The 17,253-nt window shown below is 69.3% G+C and carries 21 protein-coding genes and 1 pseudogene; 7 read left to right on the forward strand and 15 right to left on the reverse strand.

Annotated elements, in window-relative coordinates; all coding sequences use genetic code 11:
• Window positions 1-585: 585 nt before the first annotated feature.
• Together leuC and FHS55_RS14100 are read right to left on the reverse strand one after the other, a co-directional pair.
• Window positions 586-2,007, reverse strand: a complete 1,422-nt coding sequence (leuC, locus tag FHS55_RS14095; RefSeq protein ID WP_183190413.1) for a 3-isopropylmalate dehydratase large subunit — start codon at window positions 2,005-2,007, stop codon at window positions 586-588.
• A gap of 107 nt (window positions 2,008-2,114) precedes the next feature.
• The gene (locus tag FHS55_RS14100) at window positions 2,115-2,309 is read right to left on the reverse strand and encodes a hypothetical protein (protein WP_246340155.1); all 195 of its coding nucleotides are present in this window, start codon (window positions 2,307-2,309) and stop codon (window positions 2,115-2,117) included.
• A gap of 215 nt (window positions 2,310-2,524) precedes the next feature.
• On the opposite strand from FHS55_RS14100, the gene FHS55_RS14105 reads away from it, so the two are divergent.
• The gene (locus tag FHS55_RS14105; RefSeq protein ID WP_246340156.1) at window positions 2,525-2,812 is read left to right on the forward strand and encodes a hypothetical protein; all 288 of its coding nucleotides are present in this window, start codon (window positions 2,525-2,527) and stop codon (window positions 2,810-2,812) included.
• 105 nt (window positions 2,813-2,917) lie between these two features.
• On the opposite strand, the gene rplS is transcribed toward FHS55_RS14105, so the two are convergent.
• The 5 genes from rplS to ffh form a co-directional block, all read right to left on the reverse strand.
• Window positions 2,918-3,325, reverse strand: coding sequence for a 50S ribosomal protein L19 (rplS, locus tag FHS55_RS14110; protein WP_210286996.1), 408 nt, complete (start codon window positions 3,323-3,325; stop codon window positions 2,918-2,920).
• Between the two features lie 96 nt (window positions 3,326-3,421).
• Window positions 3,422-4,141 carry a tRNA (guanosine(37)-N1)-methyltransferase TrmD gene (gene trmD / locus FHS55_RS14115; protein WP_183190414.1) on the reverse strand — a complete coding sequence of 240 codons (720 nt, stop codon included), beginning with the start codon at window positions 4,139-4,141 and terminating at the stop codon, window positions 3,422-3,424.
• Window positions 4,142-4,150: 9 nt separating this feature from the next.
• Window positions 4,151-4,693 carry a ribosome maturation factor RimM gene (rimM, locus tag FHS55_RS14120; protein ID WP_183190415.1) on the reverse strand — a complete coding sequence of 181 codons (543 nt, stop codon included), beginning with the start codon at window positions 4,691-4,693 and terminating at the stop codon, window positions 4,151-4,153.
• A 216-nt stretch (window positions 4,694-4,909) separates the two neighbouring features.
• The gene (rpsP, locus tag FHS55_RS14125; RefSeq protein ID WP_183190416.1) at window positions 4,910-5,278 is read right to left on the reverse strand and encodes a 30S ribosomal protein S16; all 369 of its coding nucleotides are present in this window, start codon (window positions 5,276-5,278) and stop codon (window positions 4,910-4,912) included.
• 163 nt (window positions 5,279-5,441) lie between these two features.
• Window positions 5,442-6,998, reverse strand: coding sequence for a signal recognition particle protein (ffh, locus tag FHS55_RS14130; protein ID WP_183190417.1), 1,557 nt, complete (start codon window positions 6,996-6,998; stop codon window positions 5,442-5,444).
• A gap of 262 nt (window positions 6,999-7,260) precedes the next feature.
• On the opposite strand from ffh, the pseudogene FHS55_RS14135 reads away from it, so the two are divergent.
• Window positions 7,261-7,503, forward strand: a pseudogene (locus FHS55_RS14135) (DUF5805 domain-containing protein); the annotation flags it as partial.
• Window positions 7,504-7,654: 151 nt separating this feature from the next.
• Complete coding sequence (locus FHS55_RS14140; RefSeq protein WP_183190419.1) at window positions 7,655-9,181, forward strand: pyruvate kinase; 1,527 nt, start codon at window positions 7,655-7,657, stop codon at window positions 9,179-9,181.
• 32 nt (window positions 9,182-9,213) lie between these two features.
• Here FHS55_RS14140 and FHS55_RS14145 read toward each other — a convergent pair whose 3' ends face one another.
• Window positions 9,214-9,621 carry a DUF930 domain-containing protein gene (locus tag FHS55_RS14145; protein WP_246340158.1) on the reverse strand — a complete coding sequence of 136 codons (408 nt, stop codon included), beginning with the start codon at window positions 9,619-9,621 and terminating at the stop codon, window positions 9,214-9,216.
• Between the two features lie 134 nt (window positions 9,622-9,755).
• On the opposite strand from FHS55_RS14145, the gene FHS55_RS14150 reads away from it, so the two are divergent.
• Genes FHS55_RS14150 through FHS55_RS14160 form a run of 3 tightly spaced genes read left to right on the forward strand, consistent with a single transcriptional unit; the run spans window position 9,756 to window position 11,287 of the window.
• A complete protein-coding gene (locus FHS55_RS14150; RefSeq protein ID WP_183190420.1) occupies window positions 9,756-10,490 on the forward strand; it encodes a heme ABC transporter permease in 735 nt (244 codons plus the stop codon).
• 24 nt (window positions 10,491-10,514) lie between these two features.
• Window positions 10,515-10,685, forward strand: coding sequence for a heme exporter protein CcmD (gene ccmD / locus FHS55_RS14155; RefSeq protein ID WP_183190421.1), 171 nt, complete (start codon window positions 10,515-10,517; stop codon window positions 10,683-10,685).
• Window positions 10,682-11,287 carry a DsbE family thiol:disulfide interchange protein gene (locus FHS55_RS14160; RefSeq protein WP_183190422.1) on the forward strand — a complete coding sequence of 202 codons (606 nt, stop codon included), beginning with the start codon at window positions 10,682-10,684 and terminating at the stop codon, window positions 11,285-11,287. Before ccmD ends, FHS55_RS14160 begins: the two co-directional genes overlap by 4 nt.
• Window positions 11,288-11,340: 53 nt before the next feature.
• Here FHS55_RS14160 and FHS55_RS14165 read toward each other — a convergent pair whose 3' ends face one another.
• The 5 genes from FHS55_RS14165 to FHS55_RS14185 all read right to left on the reverse strand — a co-directional run bounded on the left by FHS55_RS14165 (window position 11,341) and on the right by FHS55_RS14185 (window position 14,469).
• Entirely contained in the window at window positions 11,341-11,766 is a 426-nt protein-coding gene (locus FHS55_RS14165; protein ID WP_210286997.1) for an Ivy family c-type lysozyme inhibitor, read from the reverse strand.
• A gap of 37 nt (window positions 11,767-11,803) precedes the next feature.
• Window positions 11,804-12,310 (reverse strand): DUF1178 family protein, encoded by a 507-nt coding sequence (locus FHS55_RS14170; protein WP_183190424.1) that lies wholly within the window; start codon window positions 12,308-12,310, stop codon window positions 11,804-11,806.
• Window positions 12,307-13,224, reverse strand: a complete 918-nt coding sequence (locus FHS55_RS14175; RefSeq protein WP_183190425.1) for a carbon-nitrogen hydrolase family protein — start codon at window positions 13,222-13,224, stop codon at window positions 12,307-12,309. The genes FHS55_RS14170 and FHS55_RS14175 overlap by 4 nt, the downstream gene beginning before the upstream one ends.
• Before the next feature lie 111 nt (window positions 13,225-13,335).
• A complete protein-coding gene (gene grxC, locus FHS55_RS14180) occupies window positions 13,336-13,593 on the reverse strand; it encodes a glutaredoxin 3 (RefSeq protein ID WP_183190426.1) in 258 nt (85 codons plus the stop codon).
• 36 nt (window positions 13,594-13,629) lie between these two features.
• Window positions 13,630-14,469 carry a ComF family protein gene (locus tag FHS55_RS14185; protein WP_183190427.1) on the reverse strand — a complete coding sequence of 280 codons (840 nt, stop codon included), beginning with the start codon at window positions 14,467-14,469 and terminating at the stop codon, window positions 13,630-13,632.
• Between the two features lie 131 nt (window positions 14,470-14,600).
• Between FHS55_RS14185 and FHS55_RS14190 the strand changes: the two genes are divergently transcribed.
• Window positions 14,601-15,542 (forward strand): methyltransferase domain-containing protein, encoded by a 942-nt coding sequence (locus FHS55_RS14190; protein WP_183190428.1) that lies wholly within the window; start codon window positions 14,601-14,603, stop codon window positions 15,540-15,542.
• Between the two features lies 1 nt (window position 15,543).
• Here the strand turns inward: FHS55_RS14190 and mutT are convergent, their stop codons facing one another.
• The gene (mutT, locus tag FHS55_RS14195; RefSeq protein ID WP_183190429.1) at window positions 15,544-15,954 is read right to left on the reverse strand and encodes an 8-oxo-dGTP diphosphatase MutT; all 411 of its coding nucleotides are present in this window, start codon (window positions 15,952-15,954) and stop codon (window positions 15,544-15,546) included.
• 10 nt (window positions 15,955-15,964) lie between these two features.
• Complete coding sequence (gene argJ, locus FHS55_RS14200) at window positions 15,965-17,203, reverse strand: bifunctional glutamate N-acetyltransferase/amino-acid acetyltransferase ArgJ (protein WP_183190430.1); 1,239 nt, start codon at window positions 17,201-17,203, stop codon at window positions 15,965-15,967.
• Window positions 17,204-17,253: the final 50 nt, after the last annotated feature.

Consider the following 17,253-nt stretch of genomic DNA (forward strand, 5'->3'; position numbering starts at 1 on the left):
CGCATGTTTCTCCACCCGTCAGGCAGCGTCAGAAGGGCTGGCTGCCTGCGCCGACGTCCCCACCTCCCCCGTGGGCGACGTCCTGCTGAATTTACTGAACGACGGCGAGGGTGACCACAATCACGTCTCGCGCGGCCCGAGCGCTGAAGGCCGAGCGTCTCGCGCTTTCTCTCGTCGGTGTCGGTGCCGGCGCGGCTTCCGCGCATGGTTTCGGCGGCGGTGGCGGCCATATGGGCGAGGGTTTCGGCGAGCACCTGGACAGCGGCGAATTCCACGGCGGATTCCATACCGCCCCGGCGTTCCACGCGCAGGGCGATGGCAGCCCGCGGTTCGTGGCCCACGCCCTTCATGTCCACGATGCCTTCCACGGCGTTTCTGGCCATTGCGGCTTTCAACTCTTCCGTTCGGGCTACGCCTTTGCACCCTGTGACGTGTTTCGCGACGACGCCGGGCCGAACGGCTTCGACCGGGTCGTGCAGCTCGGAACGCGCGGCCATTGCCACTATGCCCGCGAGGACAGCTGCGGCGGAGCAACGGCCGGCGACGCGGCCCGGTGCCTCAAGGAGCCGGGCCGCGTCCATCCGATCAGCGCGAATAGGGCCACTGGCGGATGTCGACGAAGCGGCCGGCAATGGCCGCCGCCGCCGCCATGGCCGGCGAAACGAGATGCGTGCGCGCCTTATGGCCCTGCCGCCCCTCGAAATTGCGGTTCGAGGTGGAGGCGCAGCGCTGCCCGGGGCCGATCTTGTCGGCATTCATGCCCAGGCACATGGAGCAGCCCGGCTCGCGCCAGTCGAATCCCGCCGCCCGGAAGATGGCGTCGAGCCCCTCGGCCTCGGCCTGCAGCTTCACCAGGCCCGAGCCCGGCACCACCATGCCCGATACGCCCTCGCGCACCGTGTGGCCGGCGATCACCTTCGCCGCCGCGCGCAGATCCTCGATGCGGGCATTGGTGCAGGACCCGATGAACACCTTGTCGATGGTGATGTCGGTGATCCTGGTGCCCGGCGTCAGCCCCATATAGGCGAGCGCCCGCTTCTTGGCGTCGCGCCGGCCCTCGTCCTCGATCAGTTCGGGATCGGGAACCAGCCCCTCGACCGAGATGACATCCTCCGGGCTGGTGCCCCAGGAGACGATGGGCGGCAGAGCCGAGCCGTCGAGCCGAATTTCCTTGTCGAAGAAAGCGCCGTCATCCGTGCGCAGCGTGTCCCAGTAGCGCAGCGCGGCCTCCCAGGCCGCGCCCTTCGGCGCGCGCGGGCGGTCCTTCACATAGGCATAGGTGGTCTCGTCGGGCGCGATCATGCCGGCCCGCGCGCCGCCTTCGATGGACATGTTGCAGACCGTCATGCGGCCTTCCATCGTCAGGTTGCGAAACACCTCGCCGGAATATTCGATGACATGGCCGGTGCCGCCGGCGGTGCCGGTGGCACCGATGATGGCGAGCGTCACGTCCTTGGCGGTCACGCCCTCGGGGAGCGTGCCGTCGACGCTGACGCGCATGTTCCGGGCCTTGCGCTGGATCAACGTCTGGGTGGCCAGCACATGCTCGACCTCCGAAGTGCCGATACCCTGCGCGAGCGCGCCGAACGCGCCATGCGTCGAGGTGTGGCTGTCGCCACACACGATGGTCGTGCCCGGCAGGGTGAAGCCCTGCTCCGGGCCGATGACGTGGACGATGCCCTGGCGCCGGTCGAGCTCGTTGAAATACTCGATGCCGAAATCGCGCGCGTTCTCGGCCAGCGTCTCGACCTGGGTACGGCTTTCCGGATCGTCGATGCCGAAGCGGCGGTCGGTGGTGGGCACGTTGTGGTCGACCACCGCCAGCGTCTTGGTGGGCGCGTGCACGCGGCGTCCGGCGAGGCGCAACCCTTCGAAGGCCTGCGGGCTGGTCACCTCATGCACGAGATGGCGGTCGATATAGAGCAGGCAGGTCCCATCTTCCTGCTGTTCAACAACGTGGTCCTCGAAAATCTTGTCGTACAGGGTACGGGGGGCAGACGTGCTCATGTCGGCGTCTCTTGAAGGAGGGTGTCATGACGGGGCTCGCAAGCCGTCCGGTGTGCAATCACCTGGCTCGCAGGCGCGGCCGGGGGCGCGATCGCCCCGGGCCGCGCTCAGCTAAGCCCCGCGACCGCGCTGGCGGTGAAGCGGCCGAAAAAGCGCGACGGCAGGCGGACATGGTCCGGCACGGCGGCAAAGCCGATGGTGGTCGGCAGGCGACGGCGGACTTCCGGGCGCACGCCACCGCAAGCCGCGGAATGCTCCGCGTCCCGGCTCGCCCCTGCCTTGATGTCCGGCATGCTGATCATGGAACTCTTCTAGCAAGTCTCATCGCCGCGAACAATCGGGCGGCAATCGGTCGCGCCCCGGGACGATCAGATGCGGAGCTGAGAGATGGGAATGCCCGTGGGCTCCCGCAAGATCACGGGCCCCTTAGTGAAATAATGTATTACGGAATGATTTCCGCTGCTTGCGGCGGCTACTTCCACAAATGCCGCTACGTCATTGATATGTAGCGCGATAGATGACGCTGCGTTACGCTGCTTCCACACGTCTGGAGCCGCCCATGCGCGCAACCGATATCGCTCTGATTCTGGCCGCCATCGGCGCGCTCGTTGCTTCGGTTGAAAACCGCAATCGCGTTGAGGTGACGGTGCAGGCGAAACCGGCCATCCGCGAGGCGGCGTTCATCACCTGCCCGCTGCGCAAGCCCGACTTCGCCACCGTGATGCAGGCGGCCTTTCTCGGCGATGGCACGCTGATTGTCGAGCAGCAGACCAATACCCGCGTGCGGCACATCAAGGATTGCTGACGGCGCGCGAGCCGCCGCCACGCGCCCGTCGCGGGGCCATCCCGACAAACAAAAAGGCCGGGGCATGCCCCGGCCTTGTCGTCAGCCCATGTCAGAAACCGGCGATCACTCGGCGGCGGCCGGCGCGCCCTTCTTGCGGCTGGCGGCGTTCTTGTCCTGGCGCTCGGTGATGCGGGCGGCCTTGCCGCGACGATCGCGCAGGTAATAGAGCTTGGCGCGGCGCACCTTGCCGCGGCGGACAACCTTCAGGCTGTCGATGTTCGGCGAGAAGAGCGGGAAAACGCGCTCGACACCCTCGCCATAGGAAATCTTGCGGACGGTGAAGTTCTCGTTGATGCCGCCGCCGGAGCGCGCGATCACGACGCCTTCATAGGCCTGAACGCGGGTGCGCTCGCCTTCCTTCACCTTCACATTGACGATGACGGTATCGCCCGGCTGGAAATCGGGAATGGCCCGGATTTCGGAAAGCTTGGCGGCCTGCTCAAGGTCGAGCTCGCGGATAATATCAACCATTTTATCACCTCAGGCGAAATCGGCCTTTGCCGTTCGCATCTTGCTGTTGTCAGTTGGTAGTGATGGCGCGCCCTATACGCGAAGTCGCACCGCTTGTCATGCCTTCTTCGTCGCAGAACGGTCATGCGCGGCGGCATAGGCCGCCCACAGGTCCGGCCGCCGCGCCCGCGTGGCCGCCTCCGCCTGCTCGCGGCGCCAGCGCGCCACCTTGGCATGGTCGCCGGAGGTGAGGATGGCCGGGATCTCCAGCCCCTCGAAGCTCGGCGGCCGCGTATATTGCGGATATTCCAGCAGCCCGGCCGAAAAGCTCTCCTCGGTACCGGATTCGGGATGACCCATCACCCCCGGCAGCAGCCGCACGCAGGCATCGAGCAGCACCAGCGCCCCGATCTCCCCGCCCGAGAGCACCACGTCGCCGACCGAGACCTCTTCCAGCCCGCGCGCCGCGACCAGCCGGTCGTCGACACCCTCGAAGCGGCCGCAGACAATGACGACACCCTCCCCCGCCGCCAGTTCGCGCACGCGGGCCTGCGTCAGCGGGGCGCCGCGCGGGGTCATGAGAAGGCGCGGACGGGCGTCGCCCGCGGGGGCCGCGGCATCGATGGCGCGGGCCAGCACATCCACGCGCATCACCATGCCCGGCCCGCCGCCGGCCGGGGTGTCGTCCACCGAGCGGTGACGGTCGGTGGCGTGGCTGCGCGGGTCGACGGTCTCAAGGCCCCAGGCGCCCTGCCCGAGCGCGCGCCCGGCAAGCGAGACGCCGAGCGGGCCGGGGAACATCTCGGGAAAAATGGTGAGAACCGAGGCGCGCCACATGTGCCGCGCCTAGCTCTGGTCCGCCTCGGGAGGCGGGGCCTCCTCGCGCGCCCATTCGCCGGGATCGACCACCACGAGCCCACCCTTCACGTCCACGCTCGGTACCACCGCGCGGGTGAAGGGCAACATCACGGTCTTGCCGCCGCCCTCGGGCACGATCTCCAGAATATCGCCGGCGCCGAAATCATGCACCGCCACGACCTTGCCGAAGGGCGCGCCCTCCAGCGTCATCGCATTGAGTCCGATGAGATCGGAATGGTAGAAATCGTCGGCGTCATCGGGCGGAGGCAGAAGGCTGCGCGCGACATGAAGGCCGGTATGGGTCAGCGCCTCGGCCTGCTCGCGGGTGTCGACGCCCTCGATGCGGGCGACGAAATGCTCCTTCGCCGGCCGCATCGTCTTGATGCGGAAGACGCGCGTGCCGCTCTCGTCGGTCAGCGGGCCGTAAGCGGCGAGCGCGTCGGGATCCTGCGCGAAGATGAACAGCCGCACTTCGCCCTTCACCCCGTGCGGGGCGCCGATGCGGGCAAGCATGACGCGGTCATTCGGCATTCGGCTCTCGCAGCGGGAGGAAATGCAGCGCCTGCGGCGCCAGTCACCCGTGGATCCCGGATCGGCATGGCGCAAGGCGCAGCGGATCCGGGACACAGGCGTCGCAATCGTTTCCCGGACCAGCGCCGCCGCAGGCGGAGCGCCGATCCGGGATCCAGCAAAGATTTCGCCTCAGGCGTCGATCCCCAACGGACCGACACCCCGGCGAAAAGAGCCTCACTCGGCGGAGGCAGCGGCCGCGGCGGCAGCTTCGGCGGCCTTGGCGGCTTCGGCGGCGCGCTCCTGCGCCTTCTTGCCGGGCACGGCCTTCTCCGGGTTGTTGCGGGCGGCGCGCTTCACCAGCTCGAGGCTGTCGAGGAAGCGGGCGACGCGGTCGGTCGGCTGGGCGCCCTTGGCGAGCCAGGCCTTGGCCTTCTCGACGTCGAGGGTGAAGCGGTCGGCGGCGTCCTTGGGCTTCAGCGGATCGAAGGTGCCGATCTTCTCGATGAAGCGGCCATCGCGCGGGGAGCGCGAATCGGCGACGACGATGCGGTAATAGGGACGCTTCTTGGCGCCGCCACGGGCGAGACGGATCTTGAGGGACATAGGTCTTCCTTTCAGTGTGTCTGTTCTGTTTTTCGGTGCCGGCCGTCATCCCGGATGAAGAAGGCGTCTCGAACGCCGATCCGGGATCGCATGCCGCCCAAGGCGGAGAACGATCCCGGATCGGCGCTTGAGGCACCGTCCGGGCTGACGGATGTTCAAAGTCTCACTTCTTCTTCGGCCCCTTGCCAAAGCCGGGCAGGCCGGGAAAGCCACCCGGCTTGCCAAGACCGGGGAAGCCGCCCGGCAGGTTGCCGGGGAAGTTCGGCGGCAGGTTCGGCAGCCCGCCGGGGCCGGAGGCGCCGCCGCTGGGCATCTTCTCGGCCATCTGCTTGAGCTGCTCGGGGCTGGGCATGCCGCCCCCCCCGCCGAGGCCGAACATCGAGGCCAGCCCCGCCATCGGGCCGCCGCGCTTGCCGGCCGCGTTGGCGCCCATCGCCTTCATCATGTCCGCCATCTGGCGGTGCATCTTCATCAGGCGGTTGACCTCTTCCACCTTGGTGCCGGAGCCGGCGGCGATGCGCTTGCGGCGCGAGCCGTCCATCAGCTTCGGGTTGCGGCGCTCCTTGCGGGTCATCGAATCGATGATGGCCTTCTGGCGCTTGATCACACCGTCATTCATGCCGGAAGCGGCAAGCTGGTTCTTCATCTTGCCGACGCCGGGCAGCATGCCCATCAGCCCGCCGAGACCGCCGAGCTTCTCCATCTGGTCGAGCTGCATGCGCAGGTCCTCCAGATCGAACTGCCCCTTGCGCATGCGCTCGGCGGCGGCCATCGCCTTTTCGGCGTCGATATTCTCGACCGCCTTCTCGACCAGCGACACCACGTCGCCCATGCCGAGAATACGCCCGGCGACGCGGCGGGGATCGAAATCCTCCAGCGCGTCCATCTTCTCGCCGGTGCCGATGAGCTTGATCGGCTTGCCGGTGACGGCGCGCATGGAGAGCGCGGCACCGCCGCGCCCGTCGCCATCGGCACGGGTCAGCACGATGCCGGTGAGGCCGACGCGCTCGTCGAAGGCCTTGGCGGTGGTCACGGCATCCTGGCCGGTGAGGCTGTCGGCGACGAGAATGACTTCATGCGGCTGGGTCGCCGCCTTCACCTCCGCCACCTCGGCCATCAGCGCCTCGTCGAGCGTGACGCGGCCGGCGGTGTCGAGCATCACCACGTCATAGCCGCCGAGACGGGCAGCCTCCATGGCGCGGCGGGCGATCTGCACGGCGGACTGCCCGGCGACGATCGGCAGGGTGGCGACGTTCACCTGCTTGCCGAGCGTGGCCAGCTGCTCCATCGCCGCCGGGCGGCGGGTGTCGAGCGAGGCCATCAGAACCTTGCGGTTCGACCGCTCGGTGAGGCGCTTGGCGATCTTGGCGGTGGAGGTGGTCTTGCCCGAGCCCTGCAGGCCGACCATCAGCACCGGCACCGGCGGGGCGGCATCGAGGTCGATCGGCTTGGCGTCGGAGCCGAGCATGGCGATGAGTTCGTCATGGACGATCTTCACCACCATCTGGCCGGGGGTGATCGACTTGATCACCTCGGCGCCCACGGCGCGCGTGCGCACCCGGTCGGTGAAGGAGCGCACCACGTCGAGCGCCACGTCGGCCTCGATGAGCGCGCGGCGCACCTCGCGCATGGCCTCGTTCACGTCGGCCTCGGTGAGGGCGCCGCGTCGCTTCAGCCGGTCGAGTATGCCGCCAAGGCGGTCGCTCAATGAATCGAACATGCGTTCGCTCAGCTCCATGTCCCCGCGGAAAGACACGCAATGCCGAACGCGCCCGAGGGCGCATCGCGCTGTCGGGCGTTAACCTCCGGGCTCGGGTCCCGGGCGGCGGGTCGGCTCGCGACTATGCGAGGATGCCCGGGCTTTACTGCGACAGGACCGCCGAGTCAAGAAACGGGCGCTCCCGCCTGCGCGGGACCTTGTTCGATCGCGCCAGCCTAACCCAATCTTGACCCCGGCATGCTAGCGTGATTCACGACGACGCAGGGAGAGCACCATGGATCTGGAAGAACGGGTATTGGCGATCGTGGGCCGCTCGCGCGGCGGCCTGACCGTCGAGGCGGTATCCGAGGCCTATGCGAAGGATATGGAAAAAGACATCAAGGAAACCCTCGACAGGCTCAGCCAGGAAGGCCAGGTGAACCGCAATCGCGGCGCCAACGGCCAGCCCACCACCTATCATCGGGCCGTCATCCACCGGCGCGGCCAGTCGCCTGCCTCGGAATGACGAGCCGCGGCCTCGATCGCATCTTGGGTTAGCCGTGCTTTGCAGCCACCCGCGGCGTGCCCCGCGTGACCTGCGTCAACAGCTCCCGGTCACGGGCACGTAACATCGTCTGCCTAGCTTGGCGCTCTCACGCGCAGGAGGCTTTCAGGCGATGAACGTTCAGGATCTGGCACCGTCCTTCACCCTCCCGGCGGGCGAACTCGACGATGCCGCGCTGCTCGATGCCGTCCTCGCGCTGCGCGCCGCCGTCCTCAAGGGCGCCGCGCCGCTCGCCGCCCGGTTCGCGGCGGCGGCGGAACGCGAGGAGCCCGCCCTCGTCAATCTCGCCCACTATCTCAGCCTGCGTCACCATGACCTGCGCGACCTGCAGCGCCAGTTGATGCGGCGCGGCCTGTCCTCGCTCGGCCGGCTGGAAAGCCGCGTCCTGCCGACGCTGGATGCCGTGATCGCCGCGCTTGCCACCCTCGCCGGCCGCCCGGCCCCCTTCCCCGCCCCGGATGGCGCGACCTTCTTCGCCGGCGAGGCGCGGCTCGATGGCGCGAGCGCGACCAGCTTCGGCCCCGAGCCGGCGGATCGCTACACGCGCATCATGGTGACGCTGCCGAGCGAGGCCGCGGGCGACCCGGACTATGTGATGAACCTCGCCCGCCACGGCATGGACGTCGCCCGCATCAACTGCGCGCATGACGATGCCGAGGCCTGGCGGGCCATGGCCGCGCATGTGCGTGCCGCCGGCGCGGCGCTGGGGCGCCCCATCACCGTGCTGATGGACATTGCCGGCCCGAAGATCCGCACCGGCGCGGTGCTGCCGGTGAGCAAGAAGGGCAAGCCCTCCGGCAAGCTGATGACCGGCGACCTAGTCCGCCTCGTCGCCGAGGGCGCGCCGCGCACCGGCAGCGGCGTCGATTTCGCCGCCGCCGTGTCGCTGCCGGAAATCGTCACGCGCCTGCGCGTCGGCGACCGGGTGCTCTATGACGACGGCAAGGTGTCGGGCGTGGTCGAGAGCGTTGGCGATGGCGAGGCGGTCATCCGCATCGTCCATGCCCGCGCCCAGGGCACCAAGCTGAAGCCGGAAAAGGGCATCAACCTGCCCGACACCCCGCTCGGCCTCTCTCCGCTCACCGCCAAGGACGATGCCGACCTCGCCACCGTGCTCGAGTGCGCCGACATGCTCGGCTATTCCTTCGTCAGCCGCGCGCAGGATCTCGACCTGCTGGACGCGGCGATCGCCCGCCACGGGCGCAACGACCGCGAGGGCCGCCCGCTCGGCCTGATGGCCAAGATCGAGCGGCCGGAGGCGGTGCGGAACCTGCCGGACCTCATCGCCCGCGCCGCGCGCAGCGGGCCCTTCAGCGTGATGATCGCGCGCGGCGACCTCGCGGCGGAAATCGGATTCGAGCGGCTCGCCGAGATGCAGGAGGAACTCCTGTGGATCTGCGAGGCGGCCGCCGTGCCGGCGATCTGGGCGACCCAGGTGCTGGAGGATCTGGTGCGAGACGGCATCCCCTCGCGCGGTGAGATGACCGATGCCGCCATGGCGGCGCGGGCCGAATGCGTGATGCTGAACAAGGGGCCGGCGGTGATCGAGGCGATCGACCTGCTGGACCGGCTGCTCGGGCGCATGGCCGGCCATCTCGACAAGAAGACGCCGACCCTGCGCGCGCTCAAATCCTGGTGAAACACTGGTTTCAGTGAAGCGCGCGGCGCCCTTCACTGACCCACGAGATAGTGGCCGCTCCATTCGGAGGTCGGGATGGCCGCGCCGAGCTTGTAGCTGAAGGTCTTCACATCCAGCCCGTCATGCTCGGTCTCGCACTCGTAGGACAGGTGATACCAGATGTTGCCGCTGCGGACGGCGGCGCCCGGCGCCTTGATGCGCCAGCCCTTCACCACCGGATCGCGATAGGCATAGGCGACCAGTTCATCGGGCTTCATGCCCTTGTTGGTGCGGCCCACTTCACCCATGGCGCGGGCGTTGCACCGCTGCTCGATGCGCTCGGAAGGTTCGAGCAGCATCATCTGCTCATTCTCCGACCGCGCCTGCGCCGGTGCGTGCAGGAAAAGGGTGAGGCCGCCCAGGGCGAGGCCGGCGATTCTAGCGGCGGTCGACGGTGCCATGCGTACTCCACTCCCCTGACGAATCGTGTCGGCCCTCTTCAATCCGCCACTTGTGACTATCCTGTGGCCCCATCCGCATTGTGACGCAGGCCGCGCGTGTTGCCGCGCCTCCAAGGGCGGATTAGAACCGGCCCATGGCGCTCATGGACCTTGCCAACCCCACCCGCTTCCTCGCCCTTTCCGGGCGGGTACTGCCGTGGCTCGCCGGCGCCGCCGTGCTGGCCCTCGCCATCGGCTTCATTCTCGCCTTCCGCGCCCCGGCGGACTACCAGCAGGGCGAGACGGTGAAGATCATGTATATCCACGTGCCCTTCGCCTGGCTCGCCATGTTCGGCTACACGCTGCTGGCGCTTTCGGCGATCGGCATCCTCGCGTGGCGCCATCCGCTGGCCGATGTCTCGCACAAGGCGCTGGCGCCCATCGGGGCGGTGTTCGCCTTCCTGTGCCTCATCACCGGCTCGCTGTGGGGAAGGCCGATGTGGGGGACCTACTGGGTGTGGGATGCCCGGCTCACCTCCATGCTGGTGCTGCTGCTGCTCTATCTCGGCCTGCTGGCGCTACGCTCGGCCATTGAGGATGCCAGCCAGGCGGGTCGCGCCGTGGCGGTGCTGACGCTGGTGGGCTTCGTCAACGTGCCGATCGTCAAGTTCTCGGTCGACTGGTGGAACACGCTGCACCAGCCGGCCTCGGTGTTCCGCATGGGCGGATCGACCATCGATTCGAGCATGCTCTGGCCGCTGATGATCTGCGCGCTCGGCTTCACCCTTCTCATGCTAGCGCTGCACATGGCGGCGATGCGCAACGAAATCCTGCGCCGCCGCCTGCGCTCGCTGGAGGCGCGCGCCGCCGCCGAGGCGGCCCATGCGTAGAAACGCCATGCCGGGAGCGCATTGATGCTGGGCGAGCACGGGGCCTTCATCCTCGCGGCCTACGGGGTCAGCGCGCTGGCGCTGGGCGCGCTGGCGCTGTCCACCTTCCTCCAGGGACGGGCCGTGCGGCGGCGGCTCGGTGAACTGGAAGCGCGCGGCGTGCGTCGCCGCTCGGCACGGCGAAGCCTCTCATGAGCGCGGAACCCGCCCCGGAGAGGCCCGGCCGGCGCCGCCTTCTGGTACTGCTGCCGCTGGTCGCCTTCATCGCGCTGGCCGCGCTGTTCTATGGCCGGCTGTTCTCGGGCGATCCCGCGCGCATCCCCTCGGCGCTGATCGGCCGGGAGGCGCCCCCACTCGACCTCGCCGCGCTGGAGGGCCTGTCGCGCGATGGCGCCCCGGTTCCGGGCCTCGCCTCGACGGAGCTGAAAGGCGGCGTCACGGTGCTGAACGTGTTCGCTTCCTGGTGCGTGCCCTGCCGCGACGAGCACCCCTTCCTGGTCGATCTGTCGAAGATGCCGGGCTTCCGTCTGGTCGGCCTCAACTACAAGGATGACGCCGGCAATGCCCGCCGCTTCCTCGGCCGCTTCGGCAATCCCTATGCGGCCGTGGGCGTCGACCCGAACGGGCGCGCCGCCATCGACTGGGGCGTCTATGGCGTGCCGGAAACCTTCGTGATCGGCAAGGACGGGCGGATCGCCTACAAGTTCATCGGCCCGCTGGACGCGGAAGGCGTGAAGCAGCGCCTGCTGCCGGAAATCGAGAAGGCCATGGCGGCCACCCCTCCCGCGGGCGGCTGAGGCGGGCGGCTGAGGGGAGCCTGCCGAGGCAAGCTTGCCCTTCCCCGGTCCGGCTAGTCCTGCAGCGCCTTCAGCAGGGCCTTGTGCACCACGACATTCGGCGCCCCCAGAACCTGCGTTCCCGTGGGCGTGCGCAGCGCGCCATAGGCCCTCGTGCCATCCGCCGAGAAGATGACGCTGATCCTCGTGCTCGCGCACTCGTTCACCTTGCACAGCAGGAACACCTTGAAGCGCTGGGCGTCGACCTGCACGATCTGCGCCGGCGACCAGATGCCATGCCCGCCCTTCAGCCAGCGCTCGGACTTGATGACGGGGCCGGTGAGTTTCTTCCATGCCCCGCGATAGGGGTCATGGCCGATAACCTCGTAGAGCGCGGACTTGCCCTGCGTCGTGGTCGTGCTGGTCGCGGCACGCGCCGGAGACGCCAGCATCGGCGCGGCGAGGCCGAGCAGGGTGAGCACGGTCAAACCTGTGAGCACGGCCCTCATCACGACCTCCACCCGTCACCGGGCTGCATCAATTGCGCTCGTCGGGCAGCACCGGCAGCGGCAGAACCTCGATCTCGTCCTCGACCAGCGCGCGCACCTCGTCCGGCGTCGCCTCGCCATGGATGGCCCGCTGCTCTTCCTCGCCCTCGTGCATGCGCCGGGCAAGGCGGGCAAATTCATCCCCGACATAGTCGGAATGGGCGATGACATGCGCGCGCACCGCCCGCAGCATGGCCCGCACATGCTGTTCGCGCTCCGACATCAGGGCGACCGGCTGGGCGGAGGGCTCGGCAGCCACCGGCACGGCCGTCGCGGCAGCCGGGGCGGAAGACGCCTCCGCCGGCACCGCCTCGACGTCGCGCTTGCGGGTGCCGCGCCCCAGCGCGGGCGCCATGATCGCCTTGTCGACATCCGCCGAGCCGCAGACCGGGCATGTCACCAGCCCACGCGCCTTCTGGCCGTCATAGGCGGCCGAATCACGGAACCAGCTTTCGAAATCATGGTCCTGCGCACAGTGCAGCCGGTAGAGAATCATGCGGCACCATCGGTCGTCACCAGGTGCAGGCGGCCGGCTTCGGGCGGCTCCACCAGTTCGAAGCGTCGCCCGTGCTCCAGCGAGGGAACACGCGCGCGCACCGCCCGCACCTTGGCGGGGTCGATCTCGGCGAGGATGACACCCGGCTGGGTGCCGGCCTCGGCGAGGATCGTGCCCCACGGGTCGATGATCAGGCTGTGGCCGAAGGTCTGGCGCCCGTTCTCGTGCGTGCCACCCTGCGCCGCCGCCAGCACATAGGAGCCGGTCTCGATGGCGCGGGCGCGCAAAAGGATGTGCCAATGCGCCTCGCCGGTGGTCTGCGTGAACGCGGCCGGCGCCGCGATCATCCCCGCCCCCGCCTCGGCGAGCGCCCGGAACAGCGCGGGGAAGCGCAGGTCGTAGCAAATGGTGAGGCCAAGGCGGATCTGCGGCAGGTCCGCCAGCACGGCGAACTCGCCCGGCCGGTAGGCGGCCGATTCGCGATAGACGTCGCCATTGGGCAGGTCGACATCGAACATGTGGATCTTGTCGTAGCGCGCGACAATCGCCCCGTCCGGCCCGATGAGGAAGGCGCGGTTGGCAGCGCGATGCTCACCCGCCCGGATCGCCAGCGAGCCGATATGCAGGTGCACCCCGAGTTCGGCGGCGAGCGCGCGGAACGCCGCGAGCGCGGGATCTGTCTCCTCCTCGTGGAGGATGGCGAACAGCGCCTCGCGCCCCTCTTCCATCGTGCCGGTCATTTCCGGAGTCTGGATATAGCTGGCCCCGGCGGACGCCGCCTCGCGGATCAGCGCGGACGCCGCCGCGACATTGACCGCCACGCTTTTGGCCGTGCGCATCTGCACCACACCCGCCACGAACGGCGCGCCCAGATGCAGGGTGCGGGGGCTGGAGGCCGGCGTGGTGTTGGTCATGGCGTCATCACTTTCATGAGGGGCGATCACGAGGGGCGATCACGGGGGGCGATCGAGGGGGCCGGGCGCGCAGCGGCAGCGGGAGGGCCGGCGCGTGGAGCCCGCCCCGCCTCAGCTACCCAGCAGCCCGTCGAGTTCGCCGGCCTCTTCGAGGGCATAGAGGTCGTCGCAGCCGCCGACATGGCGGCCGTCGATGAAGATCTGCGGAACGCTGGTGCGCCCGTTGGCGCGGGTCGACATGGTCGAGCGACCGACGGGATCGCCGGTCACGTTGATCTCGGCAAAGGTCGCCCCCTTGCGCTTCAGCAGGTCCTTGGCGGCATGGCAATAGGGACAACTGGAGGTGGTATAGATCTCGATCTGCGACATCGGTTCGCCTCACACCGCGCCGCGCGGCGCATGTTCCTATGATATGGGCGTATCGTGCCCGTCAACAACCCGCGCAAATACCAGTACGTCGACGCGCAGGGCCCCCGCGCGCATCAGCGCCTTGGCGCAGGCGTCGATCGTGGCGCCGGTGGTCAGCACGTCGTCGACCAGCACCAGTCGACGGCCCCGCAATTCCGCGCGCATCGTCTCCGGCACGATGAAGGCACCGGCGACATTCTGCGCGCGGGCGGCGCGGTCGAGGCCGACCTGCGGCGTGGTCGCGCGGGCGCGCCTCAGCCAATCCGCCCGCACGGGCACGCCGCTCGCGGCGGCCACGCCCCGCGCCAGCAGCATGGACTGGTTGAAGCGGCGCTTCCACAGCCGGAGCGGATGCAGCGGCACCGGCACCAGCGCACCGGCCTCGGCGAGGATGTCCGCGCCGGCCCGCGCCATCATCCGCGCCATGGGCGCGGCGACATCGAGCCGGTCGGCATATTTCAGCGCATGGATGATGTCGCGGGAGACGTCGCCGAAGACCGCCACCGCCCGCGCCCGCCCATAGGCCGGCGGACGGGCGAACGCGGCCTCGCTGACCACCGGCCCCGTCGTGCCAAATGTTTCGTATTCATGCGTGAGCGGAATGCCCAGCCGGTCGCAATAGGGCCGCTCGATAAACCGCACGCGGCTCCAGCACGGCGCGCACAGGCAACCCGGTTCGCCCACCGCGGCGCGGCAGGCCATGCAGATCGGGGGAAGCGCGAGATCGACCAGCCCTCGCGTCCACATCCGTCCCATGCCGAGCCACCGCCCAGCGCGCAGGCCGAGCCTGCGCAGGCCCAGCGTGCGTTGCCGTTCGGGCGCGAGGGGGTTGTCCATGGACACCAGCCTACCATGTGTGCAGCGGCACCGTCGCTGCGGCTCCACGCGGCATCGCGCTCCCGATTGCGGGAGCACGGCTTTGACCCGCCGCGGCCGCCGCCCTATGGCTCTCGCCCGAGGAGCATCGCATGTCCACACCCCCGAGTTCCACACCCCCGAGTTCCGCCCACCCGAGTTCCGCCCACCCGAGTTCGGGCGTCGTCGACATCTTCGATTCCCGCGCGCTCGCCGCGCGCCGCCGCCGCGCGCTGGCGCTGGGGCCGGAAACGTTTCTCATCGACCGGGTGGCGGAAGACCTGGCCGACCGGCTCGGCGCGGTGAAGCGGCAATTCGCGACGGCGGTAGACCTCGGCACCCCGACCTCCGCGCTGGCCGCCGCGCTGGCCGGCTCGGGCATGGTGGAAAGGCTCCTTGCCGCCGGCCCCTCTGAGCGGGCGGATGTGGACGTGGTGGCGGACCCGGAAGCCCTGCCCTTCGCGCCCGAATCGCTCGATCTCGTGGTATCGGCCCTCGCCCTGCAGACGGTGAACGACCTGCCCGGGCAACTCGCGCAGATCCGCCGCGCCTTGCGGCCGGACGGGCTGCTGCTCGCCGCCTTTTTCGGCTCGGGCACGCTGGCCGAGCTGCGCGAGGCGTTCGCGGTGGCCGAGAGCGAGACGCTGGGCGGCATCTCGCCGCGCGTCGCCCCTTTCGCGGACCTGCGCGACCTCGGCGGCCTGCTGCAGCGCGCCGGCCTCGCTTTGCCGGTGGCGGATGTCGACCGCATCACGGTGCGCTATGGCGACCCGCTCGCGCTCTTGCGTGACCTGCGCCGCATGGGCGCGGCCAACCCGCTCACCGACCGCCGCCGCACGCCCTTGCTGCGCAAGACGCTGGCGCGGCTGTTCGAGGTCTATGCCGAGCGCTTCTCCGACCCGGACGGCCGGCTGCGCGCCACGTTCGAGATCGCCTGGATTTCCGGCTGGGCCCCGCATGAGAGCCAGCAGAAGCCGCTGCGCCCCGGATCGGCCAAGCTGCGGCTGGCGGATGCCCTGAAGGTGCCGGAAGGCCGGTTGCCGGGCGAGAGCTGAACTAGCGCCCCGGCCCGAGCAGATCGACGAGCATCGGGATCAGCGGCTCGTCGGCCGGCGGCATGGGGTAGTCGCGCAGGTGGCCCGGCTTCACCCAGGCGAGGCGCTGGCCCTCGCGGCCATGCGGATTGCCTTCCCAGCGCCGGCAGATCCACAGCGGCATGAGCAGCTGGAAATTTTCATAAGTATGGGACGCGAAGGTGAGCGGGGCGAGGCACGCCTCCTTCACCGTGATGCCGAGTTCCTCGGCAAGCTCGCGGATCAGGCATTCCTCCGGCCGCTCGCCGGCCTCCACCTTGCCGCCGGGAAATTCCCACAGGCCGGCCAGCGACTTGCCCTCGGGCCGCTCGGTCAGCAGCACGCGCCCGTCGACATCGACGAGCGCGCAGGCGGCGACGAGGAGGAGCTTCATGCCGCCGGCCTCACGAGCGATAATCGCCGTTGATGGCGACATATTCCTTGGTCAGGTCGCAGGTCATCACCCGGTCCGTGCCGTGCCCCAGCCCGATGTCGACGGTGATGTCGATCACGTCGTTCTTCATGTAGGCGGAGGTCTCCGCCTCGTCATAGGCCGGGTCGCGGGCGCCCTCATGCGCCACGCGGATCGGGCCGAAGGAGATCGACAGCAGGTCCCGCTCGGCCGGCTCGCCAGCCTTGCCCACCGCCATGACGACGCGGCCCCAATTGGCGTCCTCGCCGGCCACGGCGGTCTTCACCAGCGGCGAATTGGCGATGGACATGGCGATTCTGCGCGCCGATTCCTTCGATGTGGCGCCGGTGACATGGATGCGCACCAGCTTGCGCGCGCCCTCCCCGTCCCGCGCCACCTGCTCGGCGAGATCGGCCAGCACCTCGGTCAGCGCGCGGCGGAAGTCCGACAGGCGCGGGTCCTCGGCATCGGAAATGCGCGGCGCGCCGGAAGCGCCGGTGGCGAACAGCATCAGCGTGTCGGAGGTCGAGGTGTCGCCGTCGATCGTCACCGCGTTGAAACTGTCCGTCACGCCCTGCGACAGCAGCGCCTGCAGCGCCGGCGCCTCGATGGCGGCGTCGGTGAACACGAAGGAGAGCATGGTCGCCATGTCCGGCGCGATCATGCCGGCGCCCTTGGCGATGCCGGCCAGCGTCACCTCGACCCCGTCGATCGTCACCTTGGCGGTGGCGAGCTTGGGGAAGGTGTCGGTGGTCATGATGGCCCGCGCGGGATCGATCCACGGCAGCGGGGCGAGGCGTGTCGCGGTCTCGTCCAGCACGTGTTCGAACTTGGTGGCGTCGAGCGGCTCGCCGATCACGCCGGTCGAGGCGAGATAGATCTCGTCCTCCGCGCAGCCGAGCGCCCGGGCGGCGATCGTCGCGGTGAGCGCGGTGGCGTCGCGGCCCTTCCGCCCGGTGAAGGCATTGGCATTGCCCGAATTGACCACGAGGCCCCGCGCCAGCCCCTTGGGCAGGATCTCGCGGCACCATTCGACCGGCGCCGAGGGGCATTTCGACTTGGTAAACACGCCCGCCGCCGTCGTGCCGGCATCGAGCGCCAGCAGCAGCACGTCCGTTCGGCCCTTATAGCGAATCCCCGCCTCGGCGGTGGCGTAGCGGACGCCGGCCACCGGGCCGACATCCGGCGTGGTCTTGGGCGCGAGCGGCGAGACGGGGGAAGCGTGGGCCATCGGGCAGTCCCTGCGGGCAAATGAAAGCGCCACGGGTGTGCCCGATGCGC

Source organism: Ancylobacter tetraedralis, assembly GCF_014195655.1.
GTDB lineage: Bacteria > Pseudomonadota > Alphaproteobacteria > Rhizobiales > Xanthobacteraceae > Ancylobacter > Ancylobacter tetraedralis.

Coding starts and splice junctions, on each gene's coding strand:
- ccmD (WP_183190421.1), top strand. CDS start 10,515: ATGCTGGGCGAGCACGGGGCCTTCATCCTCGCGGCCTACGGGGTCAGC.
- leuC (WP_183190413.1), bottom strand. CDS start 2,007: ATGAGCACGTCTGCCCCCCGTACCCTGTACGACAAGATTTTCGAGGAC.
- FHS55_RS14175 (WP_183190425.1), bottom strand. CDS start 13,224: ATGACCAACACCACGCCGGCCTCCAGCCCCCGCACCCTGCATCTGGGC.
- FHS55_RS14140 (WP_183190419.1), top strand. CDS start 7,655: ATGAACGTTCAGGATCTGGCACCGTCCTTCACCCTCCCGGCGGGCGAA.
- FHS55_RS14185 (WP_183190427.1), bottom strand. CDS start 14,469: ATGGACAACCCCCTCGCGCCCGAACGGCAACGCACGCTGGGCCTGCGC.
- rplS (WP_210286996.1), bottom strand. CDS start 3,325: ATGGTTGATATTATCCGCGAGCTCGACCTTGAGCAGGCCGCCAAGCTT.
- FHS55_RS14150 (WP_183190420.1), top strand. CDS start 9,756: ATGGCGCTCATGGACCTTGCCAACCCCACCCGCTTCCTCGCCCTTTCC.
- argJ (WP_183190430.1), bottom strand. CDS start 17,203: ATGGCCCACGCTTCCCCCGTCTCGCCGCTCGCGCCCAAGACCACGCCG.
- FHS55_RS14105 (WP_246340156.1), top strand. CDS start 2,525: ATGACGCTGCGTTACGCTGCTTCCACACGTCTGGAGCCGCCCATGCGC.
- rpsP (WP_183190416.1), bottom strand. CDS start 5,278: ATGTCCCTCAAGATCCGTCTCGCCCGTGGCGGCGCCAAGAAGCGTCCC.
- FHS55_RS14190 (WP_183190428.1), top strand. CDS start 14,601: ATGTCCACACCCCCGAGTTCCACACCCCCGAGTTCCGCCCACCCGAGT.
- rimM (WP_183190415.1), bottom strand. CDS start 4,693: ATGCCGAATGACCGCGTCATGCTTGCCCGCATCGGCGCCCCGCACGGG.
- FHS55_RS14170 (WP_183190424.1), bottom strand. CDS start 12,310: ATGATTCTCTACCGGCTGCACTGTGCGCAGGACCATGATTTCGAAAGC.
- grxC (WP_183190426.1), bottom strand. CDS start 13,593: ATGTCGCAGATCGAGATCTATACCACCTCCAGTTGTCCCTATTGCCAT.
- FHS55_RS14100 (WP_246340155.1), bottom strand. CDS start 2,309: ATGATCAGCATGCCGGACATCAAGGCAGGGGCGAGCCGGGACGCGGAG.
- mutT (WP_183190429.1), bottom strand. CDS start 15,954: ATGAAGCTCCTCCTCGTCGCCGCCTGCGCGCTCGTCGATGTCGACGGG.
- FHS55_RS14145 (WP_246340158.1), bottom strand. CDS start 9,621: ATGGCACCGTCGACCGCCGCTAGAATCGCCGGCCTCGCCCTGGGCGGC.
- FHS55_RS14160 (WP_183190422.1), top strand. CDS start 10,682: ATGAGCGCGGAACCCGCCCCGGAGAGGCCCGGCCGGCGCCGCCTTCTG.
- trmD (WP_183190414.1), bottom strand. CDS start 4,141: ATGTGGCGCGCCTCGGTTCTCACCATTTTTCCCGAGATGTTCCCCGGC.
- ffh (WP_183190417.1), bottom strand. CDS start 6,998: ATGTTCGATTCATTGAGCGACCGCCTTGGCGGCATACTCGACCGGCTG.